Annotated in this window: 26 protein-coding genes, 1 tRNA gene and 1 pseudogene; 11 read left to right on the top strand and 17 right to left on the bottom strand. The window is 63.4% G+C overall.

The window, feature by feature from the left end:
* Positions 1–4 precede the first annotated feature (4 nt).
* Together ugpE and ugpC are read left to right on the top strand one after the other, a co-directional pair.
* Positions 5–853: a sn-glycerol-3-phosphate ABC transporter permease UgpE gene (gene ugpE / locus NKI01_RS18640; RefSeq protein ID WP_352483522.1), complete on the top strand. Its 849-nt coding sequence runs from the start codon at positions 5–7 to the stop codon at positions 851–853.
* 7 nt (positions 854–860) lie between these two features.
* The gene (gene ugpC / locus NKI01_RS18635; RefSeq protein ID WP_352591112.1) at positions 861–1,928 is read left to right on the top strand and encodes a sn-glycerol-3-phosphate ABC transporter ATP-binding protein UgpC; all 1,068 of its coding nucleotides are present in this window, start codon (positions 861–863) and stop codon (positions 1,926–1,928) included.
* 22 nt (positions 1,929–1,950) lie between these two features.
* On the opposite strand, the gene NKI01_RS18630 is transcribed toward ugpC, so the two are convergent.
* The 3 genes from NKI01_RS18630 to NKI01_RS18620 all read right to left on the bottom strand — a co-directional run bounded on the left by NKI01_RS18630 (position 1,951) and on the right by NKI01_RS18620 (position 5,790).
* The gene (locus NKI01_RS18630) at positions 1,951–3,033 is read right to left on the bottom strand and encodes an ABC transporter ATP-binding protein (protein WP_023721080.1); all 1,083 of its coding nucleotides are present in this window, start codon (positions 3,031–3,033) and stop codon (positions 1,951–1,953) included.
* Positions 3,030–4,613, bottom strand: a complete 1,584-nt coding sequence (locus tag NKI01_RS18625) for an ABC transporter permease (protein WP_352483524.1) — start codon at positions 4,611–4,613, stop codon at positions 3,030–3,032. The genes NKI01_RS18630 and NKI01_RS18625 overlap by 4 nt, the downstream gene beginning before the upstream one ends.
* A gap of 169 nt (positions 4,614–4,782) precedes the next feature.
* Entirely contained in the window at positions 4,783–5,790 is a 1,008-nt protein-coding gene (locus NKI01_RS18620) for an iron ABC transporter substrate-binding protein (protein ID WP_352964174.1), read from the bottom strand.
* A 202-nt stretch (positions 5,791–5,992) separates the two neighbouring features.
* Between NKI01_RS18620 and NKI01_RS18615 the strand changes: the two genes are divergently transcribed.
* Positions 5,993–6,535, top strand: coding sequence for a sigma-70 family RNA polymerase sigma factor (locus tag NKI01_RS18615; RefSeq protein WP_352483526.1), 543 nt, complete (start codon positions 5,993–5,995; stop codon positions 6,533–6,535).
* Between the two features lies 1 nt (position 6,536).
* The gene (locus NKI01_RS18610) at positions 6,537–7,175 is read left to right on the top strand and encodes an NrsF family protein (RefSeq protein ID WP_352495609.1); all 639 of its coding nucleotides are present in this window, start codon (positions 6,537–6,539) and stop codon (positions 7,173–7,175) included.
* Positions 7,176–7,184: 9 nt separating this feature from the next.
* Here the strand turns inward: NKI01_RS18610 and NKI01_RS18605 are convergent, their stop codons facing one another.
* From NKI01_RS18605 to NKI01_RS18575, 7 genes are all read right to left on the bottom strand, one after another.
* Complete coding sequence (locus tag NKI01_RS18605; RefSeq protein WP_023721073.1) at positions 7,185–8,063, bottom strand: 3-hydroxybutyryl-CoA dehydrogenase; 879 nt, start codon at positions 8,061–8,063, stop codon at positions 7,185–7,187.
* Between the two features lie 114 nt (positions 8,064–8,177).
* Positions 8,178–9,107, bottom strand: coding sequence for an electron transfer flavoprotein subunit alpha/FixB family protein (locus tag NKI01_RS18600; RefSeq protein ID WP_023721072.1), 930 nt, complete (start codon positions 9,105–9,107; stop codon positions 8,178–8,180).
* 21 nt (positions 9,108–9,128) lie between these two features.
* On the bottom strand, positions 9,129–9,878 hold the full coding sequence (locus NKI01_RS18595) for an electron transfer flavoprotein subunit beta/FixA family protein (RefSeq protein WP_023677947.1): 750 nt from the start codon (positions 9,876–9,878) through the stop codon (positions 9,129–9,131).
* A gap of 207 nt (positions 9,879–10,085) precedes the next feature.
* Complete coding sequence (locus tag NKI01_RS18590) at positions 10,086–10,889, bottom strand: rhomboid family intramembrane serine protease (RefSeq protein WP_023721071.1); 804 nt, start codon at positions 10,887–10,889, stop codon at positions 10,086–10,088.
* Positions 10,890–10,914: 25 nt separating this feature from the next.
* Positions 10,915–11,496: a cob(I)yrinic acid a,c-diamide adenosyltransferase gene (locus tag NKI01_RS18585; RefSeq protein ID WP_023721070.1), complete on the bottom strand. Its 582-nt coding sequence runs from the start codon at positions 11,494–11,496 to the stop codon at positions 10,915–10,917.
* 29 nt (positions 11,497–11,525) lie between these two features.
* The gene (locus NKI01_RS18580) at positions 11,526–11,717 is read right to left on the bottom strand and encodes a twin transmembrane helix small protein (RefSeq protein ID WP_023677950.1); all 192 of its coding nucleotides are present in this window, start codon (positions 11,715–11,717) and stop codon (positions 11,526–11,528) included.
* 23 nt (positions 11,718–11,740) lie between these two features.
* Positions 11,741–12,607: an SDR family oxidoreductase gene (locus tag NKI01_RS18575; protein WP_352483565.1), complete on the bottom strand. Its 867-nt coding sequence runs from the start codon at positions 12,605–12,607 to the stop codon at positions 11,741–11,743.
* Between the two features lie 57 nt (positions 12,608–12,664).
* Here NKI01_RS18575 and NKI01_RS18570 point away from each other — a divergent pair, with 57 nt between their 5' ends.
* Positions 12,665–13,519 carry a YihY/virulence factor BrkB family protein gene (locus NKI01_RS18570; protein ID WP_031194564.1) on the top strand — a complete coding sequence of 285 codons (855 nt, stop codon included), beginning with the start codon at positions 12,665–12,667 and terminating at the stop codon, positions 13,517–13,519.
* Here the strand turns inward: NKI01_RS18570 and NKI01_RS18565 are convergent.
* Together NKI01_RS18565 and gluQRS are read right to left on the bottom strand one after the other, a co-directional pair.
* The gene (locus NKI01_RS18565) at positions 13,486–14,376 is read right to left on the bottom strand and encodes a DMT family transporter (protein ID WP_023721067.1); all 891 of its coding nucleotides are present in this window, start codon (positions 14,374–14,376) and stop codon (positions 13,486–13,488) included. The two genes, NKI01_RS18570 and NKI01_RS18565, sit on opposite strands and share 34 nt — an antisense overlap.
* Before the next feature lie 145 nt (positions 14,377–14,521).
* Positions 14,522–15,397, bottom strand: coding sequence for a tRNA glutamyl-Q(34) synthetase GluQRS (gluQRS, locus tag NKI01_RS18560; protein ID WP_023721066.1), 876 nt, complete (start codon positions 15,395–15,397; stop codon positions 14,522–14,524).
* Between the two features lie 124 nt (positions 15,398–15,521).
* Here gluQRS and NKI01_RS18555 point away from each other — a divergent pair, with 124 nt between their 5' ends.
* Together NKI01_RS18555 and NKI01_RS18550 are read left to right on the top strand one after the other, a co-directional pair.
* Entirely contained in the window at positions 15,522–16,163 is a 642-nt protein-coding gene (locus tag NKI01_RS18555) for a DNA-3-methyladenine glycosylase family protein (RefSeq protein WP_023721065.1), read from the top strand.
* A gap of 129 nt (positions 16,164–16,292) precedes the next feature.
* Positions 16,293–16,850 carry an HNH endonuclease gene (locus NKI01_RS18550; protein WP_023677956.1) on the top strand — a complete coding sequence of 186 codons (558 nt, stop codon included), beginning with the start codon at positions 16,293–16,295 and terminating at the stop codon, positions 16,848–16,850.
* 230 nt (positions 16,851–17,080) lie between these two features.
* Here the strand turns inward: NKI01_RS18550 and NKI01_RS18545 are convergent, their stop codons facing one another.
* On the bottom strand, positions 17,081–17,599 hold the full coding sequence (locus tag NKI01_RS18545) for a disulfide bond formation protein B (protein WP_352495606.1): 519 nt from the start codon (positions 17,597–17,599) through the stop codon (positions 17,081–17,083).
* A 29-nt stretch (positions 17,600–17,628) separates the two neighbouring features.
* Positions 17,629–18,216: a YqaA family protein gene (locus tag NKI01_RS18540; protein WP_352483530.1), complete on the bottom strand. Its 588-nt coding sequence runs from the start codon at positions 18,214–18,216 to the stop codon at positions 17,629–17,631.
* A gap of 370 nt (positions 18,217–18,586) precedes the next feature.
* On the opposite strand from NKI01_RS18540, the pseudogene NKI01_RS18535 reads away from it, so the two are divergent.
* The 4 genes and pseudogenes from NKI01_RS18535 to NKI01_RS18520 all read left to right on the top strand — a co-directional run bounded on the left by NKI01_RS18535 (position 18,587) and on the right by NKI01_RS18520 (position 23,138).
* A pseudogene (locus NKI01_RS18535) lies at positions 18,587–20,444 on the top strand (ABC transporter ATP-binding protein).
* 358 nt (positions 20,445–20,802) lie between these two features.
* Positions 20,803–21,336, top strand: a complete 534-nt coding sequence (locus NKI01_RS18530; protein ID WP_023721061.1) for a CPBP family glutamic-type intramembrane protease — start codon at positions 20,803–20,805, stop codon at positions 21,334–21,336.
* A 158-nt stretch (positions 21,337–21,494) separates the two neighbouring features.
* Positions 21,495–21,579, top strand: a tRNA-Leu gene (locus NKI01_RS18525).
* A 299-nt stretch (positions 21,580–21,878) separates the two neighbouring features.
* Positions 21,879–23,138: a hypothetical protein gene (locus NKI01_RS18520; protein ID WP_352483533.1), complete on the top strand. Its 1,260-nt coding sequence runs from the start codon at positions 21,879–21,881 to the stop codon at positions 23,136–23,138.
* Here NKI01_RS18520 and NKI01_RS18515 read toward each other — a convergent pair.
* The 3 genes from NKI01_RS18515 to NKI01_RS18505 are packed head-to-tail and all read right to left on the bottom strand — an operon-like array spanning position 23,131 to position 24,865.
* Positions 23,131–23,676 carry a hypothetical protein gene (locus NKI01_RS18515; RefSeq protein WP_023721059.1) on the bottom strand — a complete coding sequence of 182 codons (546 nt, stop codon included), beginning with the start codon at positions 23,674–23,676 and terminating at the stop codon, positions 23,131–23,133. The genes NKI01_RS18520 and NKI01_RS18515 overlap by 8 nt on opposite strands.
* Entirely contained in the window at positions 23,676–24,269 is a 594-nt protein-coding gene (locus NKI01_RS18510; RefSeq protein WP_023721058.1) for a hypothetical protein, read from the bottom strand. Before NKI01_RS18510 ends, NKI01_RS18515 begins: the two co-directional genes overlap by 1 nt.
* A complete protein-coding gene (locus tag NKI01_RS18505) occupies positions 24,266–24,865 on the bottom strand; it encodes a hypothetical protein (protein ID WP_352964170.1) in 600 nt (199 codons plus the stop codon). The genes NKI01_RS18510 and NKI01_RS18505 overlap by 4 nt, the downstream gene beginning before the upstream one ends.
* Positions 24,866–24,955: the final 90 nt, after the last annotated feature.

The following is a 24,955-nucleotide window of genomic DNA, read 5'->3' as shown; positions in this document are numbered from 1 at the left end:
AGCGATGATCGGCCAATCTCCGCTCCGCACCGTCATCGCCCATGCCGTGCTTATCCTTGGCATATTGATCGTGGCTTTTCCGATCTACTACACCTTCGTTGCCTCGACGCACACGCTGCAAACGATCCTCAGGCCGCCGCTGCCGCTGTTGCCCGGCGACCAGCTATGGAACAATTACAGCGAGGCGCTGTTCGGCGGCATCGGTCGTATCGGCGGTGTCAGCGTGGGCAGACTGCTCCTCAACACCACGATCATGGCGCTCGGCGTCGCGGTGGGAAAGATCTTCATCTCGATCCTGTCGGCCTACGCGATCGTGTTCTTCCGCTTTCCGCTGCGCATGACCTTCTTCTGGCTGATCTTCATCACCTTGATGCTTCCGGTCGAGGTGCGCATTCTGCCGACCTACAAGGTGATGGTCGATCTCGGCATGATCGACACCTATGCCGGCCTGATCATCCCGCTGATCGCCTCGGCCACCGCAACGCTGCTGTTTCGCCAGTTCTTCATGACCATCCCGGGCGAACTGGTCGAGGCGGCGCGTGTCGACGGTGCCGGTCCATGGCGCTTCTTTTTCGATATTCTGGTACCGCTGTCGCGGACAAACATCGCCGCGCTGTTCGTGATCCTCTTCATCTACGGCTGGACGCAGTATCTTTGGCCGCTGCTCGTCACCAACAGCAACGACATGAACACCATCGTCATCGCGCTGCGAAAAATGGTTTCCTTCGCCGATGCCGACACCCAATGGCACCTGGTCATGGTCACCGCGATGCTGGCCATCGTGCCGCCGATCCTGGTCGTGGTGCTGATGCAACGCTGGTTCGTGCGCGGCCTGGTCGAATCCGAAAAGTGAGAAGCCGATGGCGACCGTCGATCTGAAGGATGTCAAGAAGATCTATCCCGGCGGCGTCGAGGCCGTGAAGGGCGTTTCCATCGCCATTCCCGACAAGGAGCTTTGCGTGCTGGTCGGCCCGTCCGGCTGCGGCAAGTCCACGCTGCTGAGGATGATCGCCGGGCTCGAGACGATTTCGGTCGGTACAGTCGCCATCGACGGCAAGGTGGTCAACGCCATTGGCCCGACCGAGCGCGACATCGCCATGGTGTTCCAGAACTACGCGCTCTATCCGCATATGAAGGTCTACGACAACATGGCCTATGGTCTGCGCAACCGCGGCACGCCGAAGGACGAGATAGACAGCAGGGTGCGCTCGACTGCCAAGGTGCTGGGGCTTTCGGGGCTGCTCGACCGGCGCCCGCGCGAGCTTTCCGGCGGTCAGCGCCAGCGTGTCGCCATGGGCCGCGCCATCGTGCGCAACCCGAAAGTCTTCCTGTTCGACGAACCGCTGTCCAACCTCGATGCGAAATTGCGCGGGCAGATGCGCGTCGAGATCAAGAATTTGCAGCGCTCGCTTGGCGTCACCTCGGTTTATGTCACCCACGACCAACTTGAGGCGATGACGCTGGCCGACATCCTTGTCGTCATGAACGCCGGCCTGGTCGAGCAGATCGGCGCGCCGCTCGACGTGTACGAGAAGCCGGCCTCGATCTTCGTTGCTTCCTTCATCGGCGCGCCGCCGATGAATCTGCTGGCCCTCACGGGGGCCTCTCCAGGCTCGGTACTGACGGACGGGACGGTGATTGGCTCGGCGCCTGGACAAAGCAAGGCGGTGACACTCGGCTTTCGTCCGGAGGATGCCGATATCACCTTCACGGCAGAGGCGCCGGCCGGCGCGCTCGCGTTGCCGGCGACAGTGGAAGCAGTCGAGCCGGTCGGTGCCGAAAGCTTTCTCCACTGCGCGGCAGCCGGCAGCCGTATCGTCGTGCGCGTCTCAGGCCGCGCCAGCGCCAAGCCAGGCGACCAATTGCGCGTCGTGGCCGGGTCTGAAAAGCTGCACTGGTTCGATCATGCCGGTAAACGGGTCGATTGAGGTCGGCCTTGCGCAAAACCGTTCAGGCAAACACATGCGCCTTGCCCGACACGGTCAGCCGGACGATCTCGCCGATCGCCGGCGCGTCCATTCCCGGCTTGCGCAGGATCAACGGCGTGTTGCCGATGGCGGCGGCATCGGGCGGATCGGGGCTGTTCAAGAGACGCACCGCGATCGTGCACATCGAGCCGGCGAATTCGGATTCCGTCACCTCGCCGAACAGCATGTCCGGCGTGCCGGACATGCCTTCACGCGATGTCCGTTTCAGCAGCACCTGCTCCGGCCGTAGCATGATGCGCGCGACGTCGCGCCGCTCCGTGCTGTCGACGGCAATGCGGCCGAGCGGCGAGGTGGCAACGCCATCGGCGATCCTGGCCGGCAGGACGATGGCGTCACCGAGGAACTCGGCGATCATCCGGTCCTTCGGCTTGAAATAGAGCTCGCGCGGCGTGCCGACCTGCGAGAATTTGCCGTCGCGCATCACCGCGACCTGGCTGGCGAATGACAGCGCCTCGGCCTGATCATGGGTGACCAGGATGGTGGTGATGCCGGCCGTTTCGAGGAGCTCGGCCACGGCCTTGCGCATTGAGGCGCGCAAGCCGGTGTCGAGCGCCGAGAACGGCTCGTCGAGCAGCATCAGCCGCGGCTTCATGGCCATGGCGCGGGCGAGCGCGACGCGCTGCTGCTGGCCGCCGGAGAGTTCGTGCGGGCGGCGCTTCAGGATCCCTTTGTCCAGCCCGACGACATAGGCGAGCTCGGCGATGCGCTCGCTCCGCTTTTCCTCGTGACGGCCCATGCCGAACCCGATATTGGCGGCGATGCTCAGATGCGGGAACAGAGCGCCGTCCTGCGCCACCAGCCCGATGCCGCGGCGATGCGCCGGCACGGCCGTGTCGCCATCGGCCAGCACCTCGCCATCGAGCACGATGCGGCCCTGGTCGGGCGCCTCGAAGCCGGCGATCAGCCGCAGCAAGGTGGTCTTGCCACAACCGGATGGCCCGACGATCGCCGTACGGCTGCCGCTGGCCACGCTGAGGTCGACGCCGGCAAGTGCTGCCACGGGGCCGTAGTGCTTGTGGATGCCGCTCAGCTCGAGAAAGCTCATCGCCCGGCCATCCGCTTCGACTGGACGTAGAGCAGCCAGGTCAAAGGCAGCGACATCGCCACCATGATCAAGGCATAAGGCGCCGCCGACGCATAGTCGATCTCGCCGCTATAGGACCAGAACGCCATGGCCAGCGTGCGGGTGCCGTTGGGCGCCAGCATCTGGGTTGCGGTCAACTCGTTCATGATGCCGAGCGCGACCAATGCCATGCCGGCCGCGGCACCCGGCGCCGACAGGCGGATGGTCGTCGACCACAGCGCCTTGAGCGGCGACCGGCCGAGGCTGGAGGCGGCGCGTTCGAGCTCGACCGGCGCCTGTGCGATCGACGCCCTGAGGCTAATCAGAGCGCGCGGCAGGAACATCAGCGCATAGGCGACCAGGATGGTGAACAGGGTCTGGTAGAGCGGCATGGCGATACGCACGGCGATGGTGACCAGCGCCAGGGCGATGACAACCCCGGGCAACGCGCCGACGATATAGTTGCAGCCCTCCAGGACGCGTTGCAGCCTTCCCGGCGCGCGGATCGAAATCCACGCCATCGGCATTGCCGCGACGGTGGCGAGCAGCGCGCCTGCAATCGCCAGGAACAGTGTCTGACCAAGCGCCAGGCCGATCTCGTCGAGCCGCCAGATATCGGCGCCGCCGGCCATGAGCCAGCGACCGATAGTGACGAACGGCACCCCGAGCGCCAGCAGCGTGGTAACAGCGGGCAGCAGCAGGCAAGGAATGGTGGCGCGCCCAAGGCTCGTGCGCTGCTGGTGGCGCGCAGCACCCGAGCCGACGCGGGCATAGCGCTCCTCGCCGCGCACCAGCACCTCCAGCCCGAGCAGCACGAAGCAGCAGGTCACCAGCACGCCGGCCAGCATGTTGGCGGCGGGACCGTTGAAGGTCGACTGAAACTGGTCGACGATCGCGGTGGTGAATGTATCGAAGCGGATGAACACGTAGAGCCCGTATTCGGCCAGGAGATGCAGGCCGACCAGCAGGGAGCCACCGCAAATGGCGAGCCGGAGCTGCGGCAGCACGACACGCCTGAACACGCGCCACGGGCCGAGACCAAGGGCTGCCGCTGCATCTTCGAGAGCGGGATCGAGCCGGCGCAATGCCGCCGCCACCGGCAGATAAAGGAAGGGGAAATAGGCGATGACGGACACAAGCACGCCGGCCCACAGGCCGTGCAGTCTGGGCACCATGGTGATCCAGGCGTAACTGTGGACGAAGGCGGGAATGGCGAGCGGCGCCACCGACAGCCAGGCCCATAAGCGGGCACCCGGCAGATCGCTGCGCTCCGTCAGCCAAGCCAGCGCCACCGACAGCACGATCGAGATCGGCACCGCCAGCACCACCAGCAGGCTGGTGTTGACCAGAAGCTCGCCGACGCGCGGCCTGAACACCAGCGCCGCCACCGTTTCCCAGCCGGTCTGCACCGCCACCCAGACAATGAAGGCAAGCGGCAGCAGCGCGAAAAGCGAGACAAAGACGGCAGCCAACGCAATCCATGAGACCGACCAACGACGTGCCCGCACGGCCGTGGTGTCGGCCGGCAAGCCTGAAGGTGCGAGATCGATCGCAGACTGCATCAGATCAGACGTTGCGCCGGGTCCGCCCGGAGGCGGAAACGATCGGCGGCCGACAATGTGGCGAGCAGCTTGTGGTCATGGGCAAATGCCATTTTGAAAACAGAGCGCTCCCGCGGAAAGCGAATTCCCACAGGAGCGCAGTCGGTTGCCCTTTTAGGACGAACGCCGGCTAAAGCAAGCCGGCCGCCGTCATCAGGTCGGTCACCTTTTTCGAGTTCAGCGCCGTCGGGTCGACTTTCGGCGCCTGCAGATCGGCCAGCGGCACCAGCTTCGGATTGGACTCGGCGCCCTTGCCGACTGCGTATTCGAACGAATCGCCGGTTTTCAGCACGTCCTGGCCGCCCTTGCCGGTGACCCATTTCAGGAAAGCCTGGGCTTCCTTCGGGTGCTTGCTCGAGGCCAGCACACCGCCGCCGGAAACCGAGACGAAAGCGCCGGGGTCCTCGTGCTTGAAATAGTGCAACTCGACATTCTTGCTGTTCTCGCCGGTCTTGGCCTGATCGCCGTAGTAGTAGTAGTGATAGATCACGCCGCCTTCGACCTCGCCGGCATTGACCGCCTTCATCACCGTGCTGTTGCCCTTGTAGGCGGTAAAATTCTCTTTCATCGCCTTCAGCCAGTCGGCCGTGGCAGTCTCACCCTTGAGCTGCAGCAAGGCGCTGACGATCGCCTGGAAATCGGCGCCGGAGGGCGAAGCGGCCCAACGGCCCTTCCAGTTCGGATCGGCGAGATCGAGCAGCGATTTGGGCAGCTGGTCGGCGGTCAGCTTGGTCTTGTTGTAGGCAAAGACGGTGCTGCGCGCGGCAACGCCGACCCATTTGCCGCTCGCCGGCTGGTACTCCTGCGGAACCTGGGCCAGCGTCTCGGCGTTGACCGGCGCGAACAGGCCGGCTGTCTCGACCAGCACCATGGCCGGTGAGTTTTCCGTCAGGAACACATCAGCTGGCGAAGAGGACCCCTCAGCAACGATCTGATTGGAGAAATCGCTGTCGCCGCCGTTCCGGACGGTGACCTTGATGCCGGTTTCCTTGGTGAATCCTTCCGCCCAGGCCTTGGTCAGGTTTTCGTGCTGGGCGTTGTAGACGACGATGCCCTCGTCCTCGGCTAACGCCGGGCCGGCGATCAGGCTGATTGCAAGTGCTGTCGCACCGGCAAGGGCGGAAAGAGCATATTTCATGGCATCGTCCTCGATTTCGATGGTCTTTGGCTTGGTATGCTGCACCTATCAATACATGACTAGCGCAGTCAACATTGCTGGCCCGCTCAATCGCTCAAAAGGAGCAAACTTTCGTGATGCCCAGCTAATTTGCCTTGGACATTATTTCGCCGGCCACGTAACAAACCAGCGCCGAGACGCGAATATCGGGGAGTGAACTCTTGTGAGCGGCAAGGACGAAGCCGAGCTTTCCCGGCTGCTGCGGGCCGCAATCGCCGGAGACGAAAGGGCCTATGCCGACTTTCTGCACCGGATCGCCGCCCTCGTTCGTGGCTTTGCCCGGCGCAAGATCGTGCAGGGCGGGGTCGATCCCGAGGACGTCGTGCAGGAAACCTTGCTGGCCATTCATGTGAAACGACATACCTGGCGCCATGATGCGCCGGTGCTGCCTTGGGTTTATGCAATAGCCCGCTTCAAGCTGATCGATGCGTTCCGGCGGCGCGGCCGGCGGATCGAGATCGAGATCGACGAAATCGCCGAGACCTTTGCCGAGCCGGAATCGGAGACGATCAGCGAGCGCGACGTCAACCGGGCACTCGACTGCCTGTCGCCGGCGCAGCGTTCGGTCGTCTCGGCCGTGTCGGTCGAAGGCCGTTCGATCGGCGAGACGGCGGCGAAATTCGGCATCAGCGAGACGGCTGTGCGGGTGTCACTACACCGCGGGCTTGCCGCCATTGCCAAACGGTTCGGGGCGGGGCGGGAATAGCATGAGGACCGAAGATCTTATCAAGGCGCTCGATGCCGATGTCCGCAGCAAGGCGCTGCCGCTGGGCGCCGCCTGGTTGCTTGCAACCGGCGCGGCCATCGTGATCGCGGCCGCGGTTTTCTGGCTGACGATCGGCCCACGTCCCGACATCGCATTTGCCATGCACACGATGCGGTTCCTGTCCAAATTCGTCTTCACGATTGCTCTAGCCGTCAGCGCCTTTGCCCTCGTCCGCGCGCTGTCGACGCCCGGTGCATCGACAGGGCGGGCGGCGAGCTGGATGATCGCCGCGCCGCTGCTGGTGATTATGGCCGTGATTCTCGAACTCCTCGTCGTGCCTGTGTCCGACTGGGGCACGCGCCTGGTCGGCACGAACATGGTCATCTGCCTGACCTTCATTCCGTTGATCGGCATCGGCCCGCTTGCCGTCTTTCTCGCGGTGCTGCGCCATGGCGCGCCAACAAGGCCGGTGCTTGCCGGTGCGACCGCGGGCCTGCTTGCCGGCGGGCTGGCGGCGACCTTCTATGCAGCGCATTGCTTCGATGATTCGCCGCTTTTCGTCGGCACCTGGTATACGATCGCGATCGCCGGCCTTGCCGCGCTCGGGGCGGTCGGCGGACGGCTTTTCGTGCGCTGGTAGCGGTGGCGATCAGCGCGTCGGAACGGGATGCTCGCCGCGATAGTCGTAGAAGCCGCGCCCGGTCTTGCGGCCGAGCCAACCGGCCTCGACATATTTGACCAGCAGCGGGCAGGGGCGGTATTTCGAATCCGACAGGCCGTCATGCAGCACCTGCATGATCGACAAGCAGGTATCCAGCCCGATGAAGTCGGCAAGCTGCAGCGGCCCCATCGGATGGTTGGCGCCGAGCTTCATGGCGGTATCGATGGCGTCGACCGAGCCGACACCTTCATAGAGCGTGTAGATCGCCTCGTTGATCATCGGCAGCAGGATGCGGTTGACGATGAAGGCCGGGAAATCCTCCGAGACGGTGATCGTCTTGTCGAGCTGCTTCACATAGGTTTTTGCTGCCTCGAAGGTCTGGTCCTCGGTGGCGATGCCGCGCACCAGCTCGACCAGCTTCATCACCGGAACCGGGTTCATGAAATGTATGCCGATGAAGCGTTCCGGGCGGTCGGTCTGCGAAGCCAGCCGGGTGATCGAGATCGACGAGGTGTTCGTCGCCAGGATGGCCTCGGGGTTGAGCTGCGGGCAGAGCTGAGCATAGATCTTGCGTTTGACTGTCTCGTCTTCGGTCGCCGCTTCGATCACCAGATCGGCGCCCGCAAGGTCGGCCATGGCCGGCGCCGCGGAAATGCGCGCCATCGCCTCGTTGCGCAGCTTTTCCTCAAGTTTGCCGGAGCCGACCTGACGGGCCATGTTGCCGCTGACCGTAGCAATGCCCTTTTCGATGCGGTCGGGCGAAATGTCGTAAACCAGCACCTTGTAGCCCGCCAGCGCCGATACATGGGCGATGCCGCCACCCATCTGGCCCGCGCCGATGATGCCGATCGTCTCGATCTTGCTCATTACCCGATCCCGTCAAGGCCTTTGCGGCCTGCTTTTTGTGCAGTGCAAACTAAAAGGGCGGGGCGACTTCGTCTACCCCACCCCGCAGAATTTAATACGCTTTGGCAGAGGGCGTCAAAGCGCCTTTTGCAGTTCCGGCAGAATGACGAAGAGGTCGCCGACGAGGCCGTAGTCGGCGACCTGGAAGATCGGCGCTTCCTCGTCCTTGTTGATGGCGACGATGACCTTTGAATCCTTCATGCCGGCAAGGTGCTGGATGGCGCCGGAGATGCCGACGGCAATATAAAGATCGGGCGCCACCACCTTGCCGGTCTGGCCGACCTGCCAGTCGTTCGGCGCATAGCCGGCATCGACCGCGGCGCGAGATGCGCCGACAGCCGCACCGAGCTTGTCTGCGACCGGCAGGATGACCTCCTGGAACTTCTCGGAGGAGCCCAGCGCACGGCCGCCCGAAATGATGATCCTGGCCGAGGTCAGCTCCGGGCGGTCGGTCTCGGACAGCTTGTTCTCGACAAAGCTCGACAGGCCGGGATTGGCTGCCGCCTGAACCGTCTCGACCGGCGCGGAACCGCCCTCGGGTGCTGCCTGAAAGGAAGCAGTGCGCACGGTGATGACCTTCTTGGCGTCGCTCGACTGCACGGTCTGGATGGCGTTGCCGGCATAGATCGGCCGCTTGAAGATGTCGGGCGACACGACTTCGATGATTTCCGATATCTGGGCGACATCGAGCAGGGCCGCGACGCGCGGCGAGACGTTCTTGCCCGACGAGGTCGCCGGCGCAATGATCGTGTCGTATGGCTCAGCAAGCGAAATGACGAGCGCCGCCAGCGGTTCGGCGAGACGCTCGGTCAGTTCGTCGGCGTCGGCGAGCAGCACCTTGGTGACGCCCTTGAGCTTGGCGGCGGCGTCCGCTGCCGGCTTGGCGCCCTTGCCGGCAACCAGCACATGCACGTCCGAACCGATCTGCAGCGCCGCGGAAAGCGCCTTCGCGGTCTGGTCGGAAAGCGTCGCGTTGTCGTGTTCGGCAATCAGAAGAATTGTCATTTTTGTTGTCCCTTCCTGGCCTTACAGCACGCCGGCTTCGTTTTTCAGCTTGTCTACCAGTTCGGCGACGCTCTTGACCTTAACGCCCGCCTTGCGGCCGCCCGGCTCCTCGGTCTTGATCACTTTCAGCCGCGGCTTGACGTCGGCGCCGTAGTCGGCAGGGCTCTTCTCGTCGAGCGGCTTCTTCTTGGCCTTCATGATGTTGGGCAGCGACGCGTAGCGTGGCTGGTTCAGCCGCAAATCGGCCGTGACGATTGCCGGCATCTTCAGTTCCAGCGTCTGCAGGCCGCCATCGACCTCGCGCGTCACCGTGGCCTTGTCACCGTCGAGCACGATCTTGGAGGCGAAGGTGCCCTGCGCCCACCCGAGAAGTGCAGCCAGCATCTGGCCGGTCTGGTTGGAATCATCGTCGATCGCCTGCTTGCCGAGAATGACCAGGCCGGGCTGTTCTGCCTCTACGACCCCCTTCAGCACCTTGGCGACGCCCAGCGGCTCAGTCTGCTCGTCGGTCTTGACCAGGATGGCGCGGTCGGCGCCCATGGCGAGCGCCGTGCGCAAGGTCTCCTGTGCCTGTTGCGGCCCGATCGACACGACGATGATCTCTTCGGCCTTGCCCGCTTCCTTCAGCCGGATCGCCTCTTCCACCGCGATCTCGTCGAACGGGTTCATCGCCATCTTGACGTTGGCGAGTTCCACCGCCGAACCGTCCGCCTTCACCCGGACCTTGACGTTTGCATCCACAACCCGCTTCACGGGCACAAGGATCTTCATTTGCCTGTCACCTCTTTCACGATAGTCTCTTCACGCTCGTCGGGCGCGCTATAGCAGCGTGCACCTCTTCAGAGTTGTCGAAAGCCGACATTCCGGACGGAATTCTGGTCTCGCCACGCCAGTAGGGTGGCGCTTCCGTAGTTGCGGCGACCCCGCCCGTCAATATCCCGGGCGCACTCGGATCCTCGGCAAAGCATTCAAATCGGTTCAGTCCGGCCCGGAAACGCTTCCCCGGCCCCAGCGCGGCGCCGGCTGGGCGGGCGGCAGATCGCTTGCCGGCGGCTCCACGGCAATGGGCGCCGGCCCGGCGACTACGGCTGGCTCCTCGTCGGCGCCGGCGAGTAGCGGCACGCCGCGGCTGCGCAAGACAAGCACCAGCACGGCTCCGGCGATGATGCCGCCGATGTGGCAGGCCCAGGAGACCTGGTCCTCGCCACCCTGGGCAAACATGAAGATCTGGAACAGAATCCACAGGATGAGCGGGATGAAGGCCGGGATGCGCAACGGGATGCGGGCGAAGACCAGCACCCATACCTTCACCCGCGGATAAAGGATCAGATAGGCGGCGACGACACCGGCGATGGCGCCCGACGCGCCGATCAGCGGCACTTGCGAATCCCAGGCCACCAAGCCCTGGAAGAAAGCGCCGGCAATGGCGCAAAGCAGGTAGAAGACGAGATAGCGGACATGGCCGAGCGCATCCTCGACATTGTCGCCGAACACCCACAGGAACAGCATGTTGCCGCCGAGGTGGAAGATATCCGCGTGCAGGAAGGAATAGGTCAGATAGCTCAGGCTCTCCGGAATGACGACAAATTGCGGAGCGAGCTCGACGCTGTCATGCACAACCGACGGGATGAAGCCGAGGCCCAATACCGCGGCGTTGGCGAAGTCCTCGCCGCCAAGTGTTGTTACAAAATAGATCAACACATTGAGCGCGATCAGGCTGATCGTCACATATTGCAGCTTGATGTGCCGCAGCCGGTTGGTGTCGTAAAGCGGGATGAACATCGGGCCTCTCCCGCTTCCGGCGGATTCAGCGGTTCTTGCCGGGAACCCATAGCACGTCGGCATTTCCATTGTCATTGACCGCGCGTGCGGCGACGAACAGAAAGTCCGAGACACGGTTGATGTATCTTATCGCCTCGCGGTTGACGTGCTCGTCTGGATCTTGTGACAGCGCCACCATGATGCGCTCGGCGCGGCGGGCCACCGTGCGGGCGAGGTGAAGGGCAGCCGCTGCCGGCGTACCGCCGTTGAGCACGAAGGATTTGAGCGGCTCAAGGTCCTTGTTGAGGAGGTCGATGTCCTGTTCGATGCGCTCGGTCTGCGAGGCGATGATGCGCAGCGGCTCGTAGTCGAGCGGCTTGCCATTATCGGGGACTGCCAGATCGGCGCCGAGATCGAAAAGATCGTTCTGGATGCGGCCGAGCATCGCATCGATCGCCGGATTTACCGCCGCTGTATGGATGCGAGCCATGCCGATGCAGGCATTTGCCTCGTCGACCGTGCCGTAGGCGTCGATGCGAAGGTCGGATTTCAGCCGCCGCTCACCAGAACCGAGGCCGGTGGTGCCATCGTCGCCGGTGCGGGTGTAGATCTTGTTGAGCTTGACCAAGGGTTACCTCCCGGCTGCCGGCCGGTGCGTCACTTACGGGTGAAATACACCGCCAGCATTATCAGCACCAAGGCCACGAACTGCAACAGCACGCGCGTCTGCATCAGCTTGTTGGAGGTCATGCTGGAGCCGCCGCGCATCATGTTGATGAGGCCGCGGATCAGCACGATCACCACGGCGACCATGACGAGAACAGCGAGGATGTTGAAGACAGTTGCCATGGTGTGTTCCAGTTGGATTGCGTTCAGGCGCGTTTGGCGAGCAGACGATAGAGTACCGAAGACGGCAGGATGCGTTTAAGGATCGCGCCGATCCTGGCCGGCACAGTTACCACATAATGCGGGCGCGGGCGCCGCGACAGAAGCGCATGGCGCAAGGCGGCATAAACCACCTCTGGCCCGGGCTTCAGCCGCGATGTGCTGCCGCCGGCCCGCAGCCGTTTGAGTTGCACAGCATAGGCGAGGCGATGGACTGAGTTCTCGTGATCGATGTTCGCAAGGAACCAGGGGAGGCTGTTGCTGGCGATCTTCGATTTCACCGCCCCCGGCTCGATCAGCGAAACATGGATGCCGCTGCCGAGGAGTTCTTGATAAAGGGACAGCATCAGCCCCTCGACGGCGTGCTTCGATGCCGAGTAAGCGCCACGGAAAGGCAGCGGCGCGAGGCCGAGGATCGATGAGCAATGAACGAGACGACCATGGCCCTGGCGGCGCATCACCGGTACGACACGGCGAGTGAGATCGTGCCAGCCAAAGACATTGGCCTCGAACTGCTGCCGCAAAGCTTCGACCGCCAGGTCCTCGACGGCACCGGGCTGCCCGTAGGCGCCGTTGTTGAAAAGGGCATCGAGCCGGCCGCCGGTCCGCTCCAGCACCGACGCCACCAGCGCCTCGATCGATCCGGGCTCGGTGTAGTCCAGATAAAAGGCCTCGATGCCGTCGGCCTCGAGCGTAGCGATATCTTCCGGCTTTCGGGCCGTTGCGAACACCCGCCAGCCTTCCTTCTTAAGAGCATGGGCGCAATAGGCGCCTATTCCGGAAGAGGCACCGGTGACAATGATGGTGCGCAACTCTTCTTCGGGAGGAATGGTGGTTTGACCGAGGGTTGTCATTTGCCGCAAACCCTTCCCATATTCGCGGCGTCGGGACAATCGAAGGGAACGCGGTTCTTGTTGCGGAAGATCGTAGCCCTCAAACGCGTGCTCTACGACGCGCTCGGCCATTTCAACACCGACGACGGCTGGGCAATGGCCAGCCATCTGGCGATCACCGCGCTGATGGCGCTTTTTCCTTTCCTGATCTTCGCCACGACGCTGGCGAGTTTTTTCGGCGCGCAGGCTTTCGCCGACACCGCCGTGCACCTTGTGTTCGACACATGGCCCGAGCAGATCGCCAAACCGATCGCGCGCGAAGTGCTCAACGTGCTTACCGTCAGGCGCAGCGACCTGTTGACCTACGGTATCGTGCTTGCCGGATACTTCGCCTCGAACGGCATCGAGGCGCTGCGCACCTCGCTCAACCGCGCCTATCGTGTCTCAGAAACGCGCGGCATCATCTACCGGCGGGTGCAGAGCATCATCTTCGTGCTGATCGCGACGGCCGGGTTTTTGGCGATCAGCGTGCTGCTGGTCTTTGCGCCATTGCTGGCGCGGCTGGCCGAATCTCATCTTGAATGGATAAAACCCTATATGGGCACGATCACCCTCTGGCGTTACGTCATCGCCTCGGTCGTCATCATCGGCGGCCTGTTCGCCGTGCATTTCTGGTTGCCGGCCGGCAAGCGCCGGTTCGTTTCGATCGTGCCTGGCATTATCTTCACGCTAGTCGGCTGGCTCATCGGGTCGACCATCTTCGCCGCCTATCTCGACCATTTCTCGTCCTATGTGACGACCTATGCCGGCCTCGCCTCGATCATGATCGCCGTTGTCTTCCTCTACATCGTCTCGGCGATCTTCATCCTCGGCGGCGAGCTCAACGCCGCGATCAGCCGCTATTTGGAGGCGCGCGCCCGCGTCGGTGGCTGAGCCGTCGCCAGCCCGACGCCGAGCGTCGCGATGGCCATGCCGGCGATCTGGAGTGGGCTCAGCTGCTCGCCGAACAATGTCCAGGCGATGACCGCGGTGACGGCCGGCACGAGGTAAAACAGCGAGGCGACCTTCGACATCTCGCCGTCGCGGATCATTACCATCAACAGGAAGATGGCACCGATCGACAGCACCAGCACGAGCCAGGCCGTGGCGAAGATCAGTTCGCCGTTGACGATCACCGTTCGGGTCTCGAAGGCGAGCGAGGCCAGAGCCATCACCGATGCGCCGCCGACATATTGCCAGAACGTGGCAGCCACCAGATCGCCGCCGGAGGCGAAACGCTTCTGCCAGATCGTGCCGGCGCTCATGCCGAGTACGGAGACCAGCGAGGCGCCCAATGTTTCGGCGGTCACGCCGCCGCCGAGCGCGCCGAGCTTCGGCCAGAGCACGATTACCACGCCGATCAACCCGAGGCCGAGACCGGCCCAGTGACGCGGCAGGATGGCCTCGCCCAGAAGCCGGCCGGCGAGCACTGCCGTGATCAGCGGCTGCAGGCCGACGATCAGGGCTGAAAGCCCTGCGGGCATGCCCCGGTGGATGGCCCAGAACACGCCGCCGAGATAGACCCCATGCATCAGGATGCCGGCGCCGGCCGCGTGCAGCGCCTCGTCGCGGGTGGCGCGGCTCGAACCAAGCGCGGCCATCAACGCGACAAGCAGGATTGCGGCCAGGACAAAGCGCGCAGCCAGGAAAGTAAAAGGCTCGGCCCACGGCATGGCATAGCGCGCGCCGATGAAGCCGGTCGCCCACAGGACGACGAAAGAGGCGGGGATGAACCGCTTGAGGCTGTGCATTTTCCGGAGGCCGCGGTGAATTCGGGTGAGGGATCGACTGCGGCGATTGCTTAATGCCGTTCGGGCCGGCAAGCAAAACCAAACGGTTGATCCATAGAGTCATTTGAATTGAAGGAGCGCCGTTGATGGCCGTCGGCTCACCGGTCTAAAGACCGACCAGCCGCCTGACATCGTCGGGCGAGGCGCCCGCCTTACACTGGGCGGCAAGGCCGGTATCGCCAAGACTCTTCGACAGTTTTCGTCCATCCGGGCCGAGGATCAGGCGATGGTGGAAATAGGCCGGCTGCGGCAGGCCAAGCAGTTGCTGAAGCAGCCGCTGCACGCTGGTCGCGGAATAAAGGTCCTGGCCGCGCACGACATGGCTGACGCCCTGCAGCGCGTCGTCCAAGGTGACGGCGAGATGATAGCTGGTCGGGATTTCGCGGCGCGCCACGATCACGTCGCCCCAATCCTGCGGTCGGGCCTCGACATGACGCGTCCCAGAGAGCGTCTCGTCCGTGTATTCGGCCCATGTCAGGTCCCTGCCGACCCGCGCCATTGCCGCATCGACGTCTAGCCGCCAGGCAAATGGTGCACCTTCGACGATGCGCCGCTTACGCTCGCTGGCCGGCAGCGCCTTGTCGGCGGCGGGATAGAGGGGCACGCCGTCCGGGTCGCGCGGCCAGTCGCGACCGCGCTTTTCGCTGTCGGCGATGAAGGCGCGGATCTCACTTCTGCTCATGAAGGCTGGATAGACAAGCTCCTCTTCGATCAGACGCTCGAGCATAGCCTGATATTCGGCAAAATGCTCGGACTGGCGGCGCACCGGTTCCTCCCAGCCAAGCCCCAGCCATTTCAGGTCGCGAAAAATGCCCGCCTCGAATTCCGGCGTGCAGCGTGTCGTGTCGATGTCCTCGATGCGCAGCAGCAGGCGTCCGCCCGCCGCCTTGGCCATTTTCTGGTTGAGCAGTGCCGAATAGGCGTGGCCGAGATGCAATTCGCCATTCGGGCTCGGCGCGAAGCGGAATGTCAGCAGTGTCATTGTCCGGCGGCAATCGGGTTGTGCGGCGCTTTCGCCAATTGCTACTTTGCGCCGGCAGCGTCGCGCGTCCAGAGGGACGCGTGACGAAGCGTGTGCGGCACTTTTGATTTTGGAACAAGCAGACATGCAACGCATCGCCAACCTTGACGACATTGTAGAAGGCCTGGACGCGCTGTGCCTGCTAGATCCGCGCCTGGACAAGGTGCGCGGCATGGCCGGCGAGGTGCCGCTCAGGCTGTCGGAGCCGGGCTTCAGGAGCCTTGCCTCGATCGTCGTTTCGCAACAAGTGTCCCGCGCGAGCGCCGATGCGATCTTCGGCCGGCTGACGAAACTGCTCGATCCGCTGACGCCGCAGGCGATACTAGCCGCCGATGAGGCGGTCTTCCGCGAGGTCGGGCTGTCGCGGCCCAAGCAGCGCGGCCTGATTGCCGTCGCCCAGGCGGTGGCCGACGGGCTCGACCTCGATCACCTCTGCCAACTCGATGCGACGGTAGCGATCGCTGCCATGACCAAGGTGCCGGGCATCGGCCCGTGGACGGCTGAAGTCTACCTTTTGTTTGCCGCCGGACACCCAGATATCTTTCCGGCGCGCGATGTTGCGTTGCAGAGCGCGGTCGGCCATGCACTCGGCATCGAGCCGCGTCCGCCGGAGAAAATGCTGATCCGGCTTGCCGAATCATGGAGCCCGTGGCGCGGTGTCGCATCGCGGCTTTTCTGGGCTTATTATCGCGAATTGAAGGGCAGGGATGCCGCGCCTCCGGCCTGAATCCGCAAAAAAGCATTGAAATCATGCGTTTTTGAGACCCGGCATGATCGACAATCCGCTTCACATCCCTGTCATGTCGGGCTTACAGTATCCGCGTCGACCGGTTCTAGGGTGAAGGAGGTCAACGACGTGACGGTTGCCGTATCTCCGGATGGGCTTCCAGCGCTGGTGCTGAATGCGGATTACCGTCCGCTCAGCTATTACCCCCTGTCGCTCTGGTCCTGGCAGGATGCCATCAAGGCGGTGTTCCTCGAGAGGGTGAACATCGTCGCCGAATACGAACACGCCGTGTCTTCGCCGACCTTTTCGATGAAGCTGCCGAGTGTCGTCAGCCTGAAGGCCTACGTGAAGCCGTCGAGGCATCCGGCGTTTACCCGGTTCAACGTCTTCCTGCGCGACCGTTTCCAGTGCCAATATTGCGGCACGCCGGACGATCTGACGTTCGACCATGTCATTCCGCGCCATCGCGGCGGCGCCACGACCTGGGAGAATGTCGTCGCTGCCTGCTCGCCCTGCAATCTGAGGAAGGGCGGCATGATGCCGGCCCACGCCAAGATGTGGCCGCTGCAGAAGCCCTACCAGCCGACGGTGCATGATTTGCATAATAACGGCCGGCTGTTCCCGCCCAACCATCTGCACGAAAGCTGGATGGATTATCTGTACTGGGATGTCGAACTGGAGCCTTGAGATCATCCGATAATTCGGGAGGCTGGCCGTCTGAAGCGATTTTCTGCGCTTCCGGCCTTCGCCGGCCGAAGCATTCATGAGCGGTCGTGGTGTGGTAGTTAAGGCTACGGCTGGCGTAGGCTGGTGCTCACGTACTTTAGTACGCTCCGCTCCGGTTCTCGATAATCACTTGATACGACTCAGCCTGCCGAATTCTTGAATAATCTCGCGTCGGCGCAAGGGTGAACCGCTCAATCGCGGGCAAAGGCGCTGCGGAAGGCTACGACTGCCAGGACAAAGCTGGCGATGGCGTTCCAGCCGGCCAAGGACAGGCCGAGGATGCGGAGCGCCGCCTTGTCGCAGGAGGGCGGGACGAATTTGTCGAGCGCGTCGAGCACGCCCTTGCCGCCGGTGTCCACCGGTCCGGCGGCTGCGGTGCAATCGGTCGGGCCCGGCCACCACGCCCATTCGACGCCGGAGTGATAAACGCTGAGATAGAGGCCGTAGAGCATCAGCAGGCCGCCAATGGCCAGCAGGCCACGGCTTATCCAGGCGGGCGCCTTAAGGGCCGACGCAAGCACCGCCAGCAGCATCAAGGGCACGCCGGCATAGTAAGGGGTGCGCTGCTCGAGGCAGAGCTTGCAAGGGATGTAGCCGCCAACATACTGGAAGGCCAGCGCCGAGCCGACTGTGGCGGCCATGGCGACGGCGAGGAACAGGGCGGTGCGCAGCCGCTGGCGTCCGGTATCGGCATTCACGGTCGCTGTCATCGGACTCAGTCCATTCGGTTCGATGCCGTTCAGACGGCGTATTTGACGACGATATAGAGCAAAATCAGGGCAGCGGCGCCGGCGCCCGCAATGTGGCCAAGGCGCTTTTCGATGAAGTGGCGGATCGGCTCGCCATAGCGGCGCAAGAGCCAGGCGAGAAACAGGAAGCGAGCTCCGCGCGCAACGATTGCCAGCACGATGAACAGCAGCAAAGGAACGCCGATGACGCCGGACAGGATTGTCACCACCTTGATCGGCGGCAGATGGGCGAGGCCGGAGGTGACCAGCATCAGGATGATGAAGCCAACACCCGACGAGACGCGCATCGCCTCGAACTCGTCATATTTGCCGTAAAATTCGAGGATCGGCCGCGCCACCGCGTCATAGGCGTAGTGCCCGATGAACCAGCCGGCGATGCCGCCCAGCACCGAGGCGACGGTGGCGACCAGCGCGTAACGATAGGCGCGATCCGGCCGCGAAAGCGCCATCGGCAGATAGAGCACGTCGGCCGGCACCAGGAACACCGAGCTCTCGACGAAGGCGATGAAGGCCAGCCACCATTCGGCCGATTTGCTGGCCGCCAGCGACAAGGTCCAGTCGTAAAGTCCGCGAAGCATCGGCACTCCTAATGCACGCCCAAACCGGTAGTGGTCTTGGGTCACGACATGTACAAACAAGACTTGGAAGCGCGCCGTATCAATCTCGTCGGACAAGGTGCGCTTCAATGACATGCGCCGCCTGTCTAGAAAGATTTTCCGCGCTGCACAATGGCAGCTGCTTCACGAAATCGAAAGGCTGAGGCTTGAGCGAGCCCAGATGTCGGGATTTGGCCAGTTGACGACCAGGCCATGGCATCGAGCACCTGCCCGCCTGAAGTGCGTCAAGGCAATATCTAATAAATCGTGGGTTTTCCCGTCGAACACGATCCGTGTTTAAATACGGCGATTTTTGTCACATCCTGTCTTTCCATCCGCCCTTTGCGCCGCCATGACGTTCTCCGATTTCATTTACCCCCCCTTTGAGACGCTCATCCGTCCGCTGGATATTCCACCCGGGCCGCTGCCAGCGAGCGGGCCGTTTGCGCTGCTCCTGCATTTCGCGAGGATGTTCCGCGGCACTCTTGCGGCCATTACCGTCTTGATGATGGCGATCGAGGGGATCAACCTTGCGACGATCTGGGGGGCCTCGTTCGTCGTCGACGGGGTGAGCGCGAAGGGCGCGGCGGTTTTCCTGCACGGGGACTGGCCGACGCTGGTCGTGCTCGGCGTGCTGGTTTTCCCCGTGCTGCCGTTGCTCATCTTCCTGGGCAATGCGCTGAACTCGCAGACGGTGGCCGTATGCATGCCGGCGGCGATGCAATGGCAGGGCCACAAGGCGGTGGAACGCCAGGACCTTGCCTTCTTCCACGATCTCTTCGCAGGTCAGGTTGCGTCGCGCATTTCGCAAGTCGCATCCGCCGTGCAGCAGCAGATCGTCGTGGCTTTTACAGAATACCGCTATTTCTGGTGCAGCTCGTCGGTTCGCTCGTTCTGCTTGGCGCGGTATCTGGCCGCTGGCGCTTCCGGTGTTCGTCTGGATCGCCGCCAACATCGCCATTGCGGTGGTGGCGGTGCCCCAATATTCCGAACGCTCGCGCCGCTCGACGCGGGGGCGCAGCCTTGTTGTCGGCGCCATGACCGACCTCTACAGCAACATCCAGATGGTCAAGCTGTTTGCGGCGGAAGACAGCGAGGCGGGCGCAATGCGCACCGTCATGGAAAACGCCATCGAGACCCAGCAGCGCGAAAGGCGCATCTATCTGACGACCGACGTGGGCGTCGTCCTGCTCAATGTTGCGCTCTTTCTCACCAACGTTGCCATAGGGCTCTGGGGATTTGTCGCCGGCTTTGTCACGATTGGCCAGTTCGCCGCATCGATCGCCATCGTTCAGCGGCTCAATGCCAACTCCCGTGCCTTCCTGCAGATGGGCCAGCAGATTTTCCAGGCGGTGGGCACCATCCGCGACGCAATGCCGGTCGTGACGACGCCGCCGACTACAAAAGACGCGCCGAACGCCAACCCGCTCGACGTCACGGCCGGCGAAGTCGAGTTCAAGAACATCCAGTTCGAATACCGCGAGGGCGAAAGGGTGATCGAAGACCTGTCGCTCACCGTGCGCGCAGGCGAGAAGGTCGGGCTCGTCGGCCTCTCCGGGGCCGGCAAGTCGACCCTTGTCAGCCTGCTCCTAAGGTTCTTCGAGCTGAAGGGCGGCGCGATCCTGATCGATGGACAGGATCTCCGCAGCGTGACCCAGGCCAGCCTTCGGGAGAGCATCGGCGTCGTCACCCAGGACGTCTCGCTGCTGCATCGCTCCGTCGGCGACAACATCCGCTACGGCCGGCCCGATGCCCCGCCGGAGGCGTTGGAGCACGCCGCGATGCTGGCCGAGGCCGACGGCTTCATCGCCGATCTCAGAGATGCTGAAGGCCGCACCGGCTACGACGCTTTCGTCGGCGATCGCGGCGTGAAGCTTTCCGGCGGCCAGCGCCAACGCGTCGCGATCGCCCGGGTGTTGCTCAAGGATGCGCCAATCCTGGTTCTCGATGAGGCGACGTCCGCACTGGACAGCGAAGCCGAGGCGGCGGTCCAGTCCAAGCTCGCGGTTCTGATGGAGGGCAAGACCGTGATCGCCATCGCCCATCGCCTGTCGACCATTGCCAGGATGGACCGGATCGTCGTCCTCGACAAAGGCCGCATCGTCGAGGAGGGAAAACCATCGGCGCTGTTGGAACGCGACGGGCTCTATGCCCGACTGTGGAAGCGTCAGACCGGCGGCTACATTGCCGACGCCATCGAGGAGATGTGAGCCGCCCTCGGTGATGATGTTTTGCTCATGGCCGGCTCGACACATTCTGCTTTCACTCCAGAAACCGGAATTGGCTGAACTCGTTTCCACCGTAGCGTTCGGAAGCCGATCATGAGCGAAGCCACAGTCCCGAACTCCCGTGCCGCCATTCTCGAGCGGCGATCTGCCGGCGTGCTGACATGGTCCGGCCCCGCCTTGATGTTGTTCGCGCGCTCGGCGTTCGCTGTTGCCGCGCAGGGCCTGGTTGCGGCCATTTATGCAGCGCACGGTTCGGCAACGCCCTGGCGCGACGCAGGGGCTTGGCTGCCGGCATACGGCAGTTTGATCGACGCGGGCTGCCTTGGTCTCCTGTGGTGGCTTGCACGGGCGCGAGGGCATCACGCTGCTCGATTTTATCAGCTTCGATCGCAAACGCTTGGGGCGCGATCTGTTGTTGGGCGTCGCGCTCATCCTCCCGAGCCTCGTTTTCATCTACGGTGGGATCATCGCCAGCAGCCTGTTGGTCTACGGCAACCCTGATGCACTGCAAATATACGGACCTTTGCCGCTCTTGCCTGCGCTTTACGGGGTGCTGATCTTTCCGTTGGTCTGGGGCATTACGGAGCAGACCACCTATAACGGCTATCTTCTGCCGCGTTTCCAAGTCTTGTCGGGAAGCACGGGATTTGCCGTTGCCGTCGTAGCGTTTTCCTGGTCGTTTCAGCACGCCGTGATGCCGCTGACGTTCGACCCACACTTCATGCTCTACCGGCTCTTGGCGCCTATCGCCCATTCGACATTCATCACCCTCGTGTACCTGCGCGTGCGCCGCATCCTGCCGCTGGCGACGGCGCATTGGCTCATGGATGGGGTGTCAGCATTCATCGGCATTCTGTGGCCGCTGTTGAGGTAGAAGGGTTCAAACGGGCTGAGATGCCCACTATGGACCGAAGCCTCCGATCGACGAAATCGAAAGCCTGGGCTTGGGCTAGATAGGGTCTCGGGAATTGGCCAGTTGACGAACAGGCCTCCAACCGTATAGTCCGCGCCCATCCAGGCCGCCCGGCCTGAGCCCCTATGGCGGAATTGGTAGACGCGCTCGACTCAAAATCGAGTTCCGCAAGGAGTGCTGGTTCGATCCCGGCTAGGGGCACCATTTCTTAAATTCCCACGCCACTTCTTATTAAACCCAAGGGCGTCGGTGGGATCGTCCACGACGCCCTCGACGGCATCGAATGGTTGCGTCTTGCCTGTTGCCGCAAGCTGCCCAAGCTTCCGCTGAACGGTGCGCGGACTAGACCCAAGCGCAATTGGGCGTTCCTCACCACCGCAATCGGGCGTGCTGCGGTCCCCGCCATCACGAGGGATGCGCCGCCAACTCCGCGGTCAGCTGGTATAGCCGAACCGGACATTCCGTGGATTGAGGCGCCGGTCTTGCTCGGCTATGCACATGGCATGACAACGACCGACGATATTGTCAGGCCTCTTTCCCTTACCGTGGGTCTTATTGCCCGCTTCTGGCCGCAACTGCTGCTTCTCGGCGCCATCGGCTATGTAGCGCGCGACCTCCTGCTCAACGCGGCAGTCACGGTGGGCCTCGTCAATCCCCTCGGCGGGATGGTTGTGCTTTCGCTGGTGGTGCTGACGAAGCTTCTGGTCATCGTGGCGATGTTCGTCGCCCTGCGTCCGGGACTGCCGGCACTCGCCTCGCTTCGCCAAATGTCGGCAAGCGGTGCGAAACAGGAGAAAACGTCCCAGCCCGCCGACCACTTGCTGGCGGTGACCGCGGCCGCCATCTTGCCCTTCTTCGCCTATTACGCCGCATGGGGATTCCTCGGCGACAGTGTGCGAGAATATTCGCGGCTGGCGCTCGAACGCATTCCGCTGGGAGAAAGCGCCGACATATTCGGCCTGCTGCGCTCCAGCGGCCTCATTGCGTCGATTGTCGGCTGCTGGTTGGTCCGCTGGTTCGCGAAGCGCATGAACAAAGGCGCGCGCAGGCCTTACTGGCGGCTGCTCGTCGTGGCGGCGGATGCAAGCTGGATTTTTATCGGGCTCTATGCGCTCGATATCTGGAAGGACGAGTTCATCACCTGGATCGGGGCTAGTGCGTTGCGCAGCGAACTCAGCATGGGCGCAGGATCGCTTGTCCTGTCGATCGCCGCTCACGCTGCCGAAGGCTTCACGCCGGTCGAGTTCAGGCAGCCCGGCATCCTGGAACAGGCGCAAAGCCTGTTCTTCTATGCGCTTCTGCCAATGGTCTGGCTGGTCATGGCGGCGATCATCAACGGCTACGAGCTGACGGCCGCTTCGGCAGCGGCCGCGCCGCCGCCGTCGCGCGGGTCCACCTGGCGCAAATGGTTGAGCGACTTCATCACGCATTTCCTCGGCGGCTACCGCTCGCGCTATGCGCCGATTTGGGCCTGTCTCAAGCTCACGCTCGGCGCAGGACTCGCGACGCTGCTCACCTTCGTCGTCGCCTACCGGCTGATCGGCTGGCTTTGCGCCTGGCTGTGGTTTGGCGCGACGCGGACGCTCGGCGCGCCAGACCTCGATACATGGCAGGTCGTCTTCAGCTTCGCCAGCGTGTTCATCGGCAGTCCGAGCGATCTTGACGGCGGCATAGTGCTCGACGCCTTGAGGATCGCGCTGCTGGCGGCGGTGCTTGAATTTGCGGTGGCGGCGCAACGGCAGCCGCTGAGGGTCGCTACCTGAAGAGCAGATGGCGCGGCCTGGCGTTCGCCAGCGTGACCGACAGCGCAAGGCCGCTTGCCGTCGCCGGAATGACGAAAGTCTCGGCCATGCGCGCCGTGCCGTGCGTGCCGGCGCCCTGGAAGGCCAGCCCGCCGCAGCGGGGCTTGTCGGCTGCCTCGGGCTGCATCTTGCGCACGACGGGCCGGGTCAGGAAGGCAGGCAGCCAGCGGCGGCCTTCGGCGTCTGTGAGCACAACGGCGCAGGGGCTTTCTGCAAGGAGACCAGGATCCTCGATCCTCGCCTCGAATTCGGCCAGCACGACGGCTTCATCTGCCGAGCCGCCGGGCAGGCGCGACAGCGTTGTCAGCCGCCATTCGGCCCCGGCGTAGCGCTGCGACTCACCCCTGTCGACCGCGATCGGGTCGCGGTCGCTACCGGATCGCCATGCCTCCAGGCTTTCCCAGGAATGCACCAGCACTGCAACCGGCAGAGCGAAGCCCAGCCCAGCAAGGCTCAGCCAGTAGCGGCGTCTCTCGGCACGGGAAATGGCCTCCGCCATCACTCGGTCTCCAGCGTCCAAGGCATCGGGCCATCGCTCCGGCGGATCGTCACGGCGCCAGGGATGTCGCCCACCGCAAGTTCGGTGATTGCCACCCGGACCTCTTCACCCAGCGGTGTGAATGCCGATGGCGCGACCAGCACGGTTCCGCCCGCAAGTTCGTTTTCCGGGACTTCGAAAGCCATGAGCACGGGCTTTGGCAGTCCCGGCTCCAGCCGCTCTGCCGGCAGCATTGCCGGCATGGTGGAAATGCGCTGGCTGAGAGAATAGCGCAACCCGCTCGGGCCGAGCCATTCGGCGGAGGTCAGGGTCAGGCTCTCGCGTTTTGCTTCGGCGGCGGCCTCGACCAGGACCCAGACCCCGGAAGTGGTGTAGGTCCGGGTCTGGCCAAAGCGCTCGATCCTTACGGTACGCGCGAGATGCACGTCGCCGACGGCCAGCGCGAAGGCGCGTGCGTCGGTGCGCTTACCCTGCTCGCCAGCAATCGAGACGGGCGAGGTGATGTTGCTGTAGAGCGGGGTAGTCCGCTGCATTGCGTAGAGGATCGCCGCCGCGAAGATGATTGCGCCGGTTTCCTTGAGACCTGTTCTCATTGCCCCGGCCCGACGACCATTTCGGTCTTTACCGGCAATGCCACGATCGCGACCGGATCGCGATCGAACCAGCCCGAGCCGCCGTAGAGATTGTCACGCCGCTTGTAGATCTGGCTGCCCACCACGAGACGCAGATCCTGCGGCAGCGGCTGCGCCTTCGGCCACTCCCAGGCGGCGATCATGTGTTCCGGTATGCCGGGATGGACGCCGCTTGCGATCCATTTGTCGCGTGCAAGATAGAAGGCCGGCGCCTGCACGTCCGTGATCGGCGGGTCGATGTCAAACATGAACGCGAAGGCGTTGCTGGTCGCCGCCGAGCGGTTGTCGAGGTCGAATTCGACCATCAAAAAGGTCTTCGGCTGGGACGGCTCGGTTTCCGTCGGCGGAACCGAGCCGGTTCGGGCACCGCGAAACGTAATAACCCAGCGCCCGGTGTCGATGGGCTCGCCGGCTGCGACCGTTGGAGTTGGCCGCGAGTTGGATGCTTCATACACCGTCATTGCGAATGACGCGGCGGCCGCCGCGAGGCCACCAAGGCCGGCGACGAGAAACGCAAAAAGACGCTGCCGCAAAGTCGATCGCTGTCCGACGGACATGTTTCCTCCCGCGGACTATCCACCAGACCCGAGCCACAGATGCAACCTGGAGAGGTGAGCTATGCGGTAACATTTATGGCACAATTCGAA

This window comes from Mesorhizobium sp. M0815 (assembly GCF_040319995.1).
GTDB lineage: Bacteria > Pseudomonadota > Alphaproteobacteria > Rhizobiales > Rhizobiaceae > Mesorhizobium.
The sequence above is the reverse complement of the archived record's forward strand: the minus strand, read 5'-3'. Positions and strand labels throughout refer to the sequence as shown.

Bases quoted from the DNA above. Each gene is read 5' to 3' on its own strand.
- ugpE (WP_352483522.1), top strand. From the start codon at position 5: ATGATCGGCCAATCTCCGCTCCGCACCGTCATCGCCCATGCCGTGCTT.
- ugpC (WP_352591112.1), top strand. From the start codon at position 861: ATGGCGACCGTCGATCTGAAGGATGTCAAGAAGATCTATCCCGGCGGC.
- NKI01_RS18630 (WP_023721080.1), bottom strand. From the start codon at position 3,033: ATGAGCTTTCTCGAGCTGAGCGGCATCCACAAGCACTACGGCCCCGTG.
- NKI01_RS18625 (WP_352483524.1), bottom strand. From the start codon at position 4,613: ATGCAGTCTGCGATCGATCTCGCACCTTCAGGCTTGCCGGCCGACACC.
- NKI01_RS18620 (WP_352964174.1), bottom strand. From the start codon at position 5,790: ATGAAATATGCTCTTTCCGCCCTTGCCGGTGCGACAGCACTTGCAATC.
- NKI01_RS18610 (WP_352495609.1), top strand. From the start codon at position 6,537: ATGAGGACCGAAGATCTTATCAAGGCGCTCGATGCCGATGTCCGCAGC.
- NKI01_RS18605 (WP_023721073.1), bottom strand. From the start codon at position 8,063: ATGAGCAAGATCGAGACGATCGGCATCATCGGCGCGGGCCAGATGGGT.
- NKI01_RS18600 (WP_023721072.1), bottom strand. From the start codon at position 9,107: ATGACAATTCTTCTGATTGCCGAACACGACAACGCGACGCTTTCCGAC.
- NKI01_RS18595 (WP_023677947.1), bottom strand. From the start codon at position 9,878: ATGAAGATCCTTGTGCCCGTGAAGCGGGTTGTGGATGCAAACGTCAAG.
- NKI01_RS18590 (WP_023721071.1), bottom strand. From the start codon at position 10,889: ATGTTCATCCCGCTTTACGACACCAACCGGCTGCGGCACATCAAGCTG.
- NKI01_RS18580 (WP_023677950.1), bottom strand. From the start codon at position 11,717: ATGGCAACTGTCTTCAACATCCTCGCTGTTCTCGTCATGGTCGCCGTG.
- NKI01_RS18575 (WP_352483565.1), bottom strand. From the start codon at position 12,607: ATGACAACCCTCGGTCAAACCACCATTCCTCCCGAAGAAGAGTTGCGC.
- NKI01_RS18565 (WP_023721067.1), bottom strand. From the start codon at position 14,376: ATGCACAGCCTCAAGCGGTTCATCCCCGCCTCTTTCGTCGTCCTGTGG.
- gluQRS (WP_023721066.1), bottom strand. From the start codon at position 15,397: ATGACACTGCTGACATTCCGCTTCGCGCCGAGCCCGAATGGCGAATTG.
- NKI01_RS18555 (WP_023721065.1), top strand. From the start codon at position 15,522: ATGCAACGCATCGCCAACCTTGACGACATTGTAGAAGGCCTGGACGCG.
- NKI01_RS18545 (WP_352495606.1), bottom strand. From the start codon at position 17,599: ATGACAGCGACCGTGAATGCCGATACCGGACGCCAGCGGCTGCGCACC.
- NKI01_RS18540 (WP_352483530.1), bottom strand. From the start codon at position 18,216: ATGCTTCGCGGACTTTACGACTGGACCTTGTCGCTGGCGGCCAGCAAA.
- NKI01_RS18520 (WP_352483533.1), top strand. From the start codon at position 21,879: ATGACAACGACCGACGATATTGTCAGGCCTCTTTCCCTTACCGTGGGT.
- NKI01_RS18515 (WP_023721059.1), bottom strand. From the start codon at position 23,676: ATGGCGGAGGCCATTTCCCGTGCCGAGAGACGCCGCTACTGGCTGAGC.
- NKI01_RS18510 (WP_023721058.1), bottom strand. From the start codon at position 24,269: ATGAGAACAGGTCTCAAGGAAACCGGCGCAATCATCTTCGCGGCGGCG.
- NKI01_RS18505 (WP_352964170.1), bottom strand. From the start codon at position 24,865: ATGTCCGTCGGACAGCGATCGACTTTGCGGCAGCGTCTTTTTGCGTTT.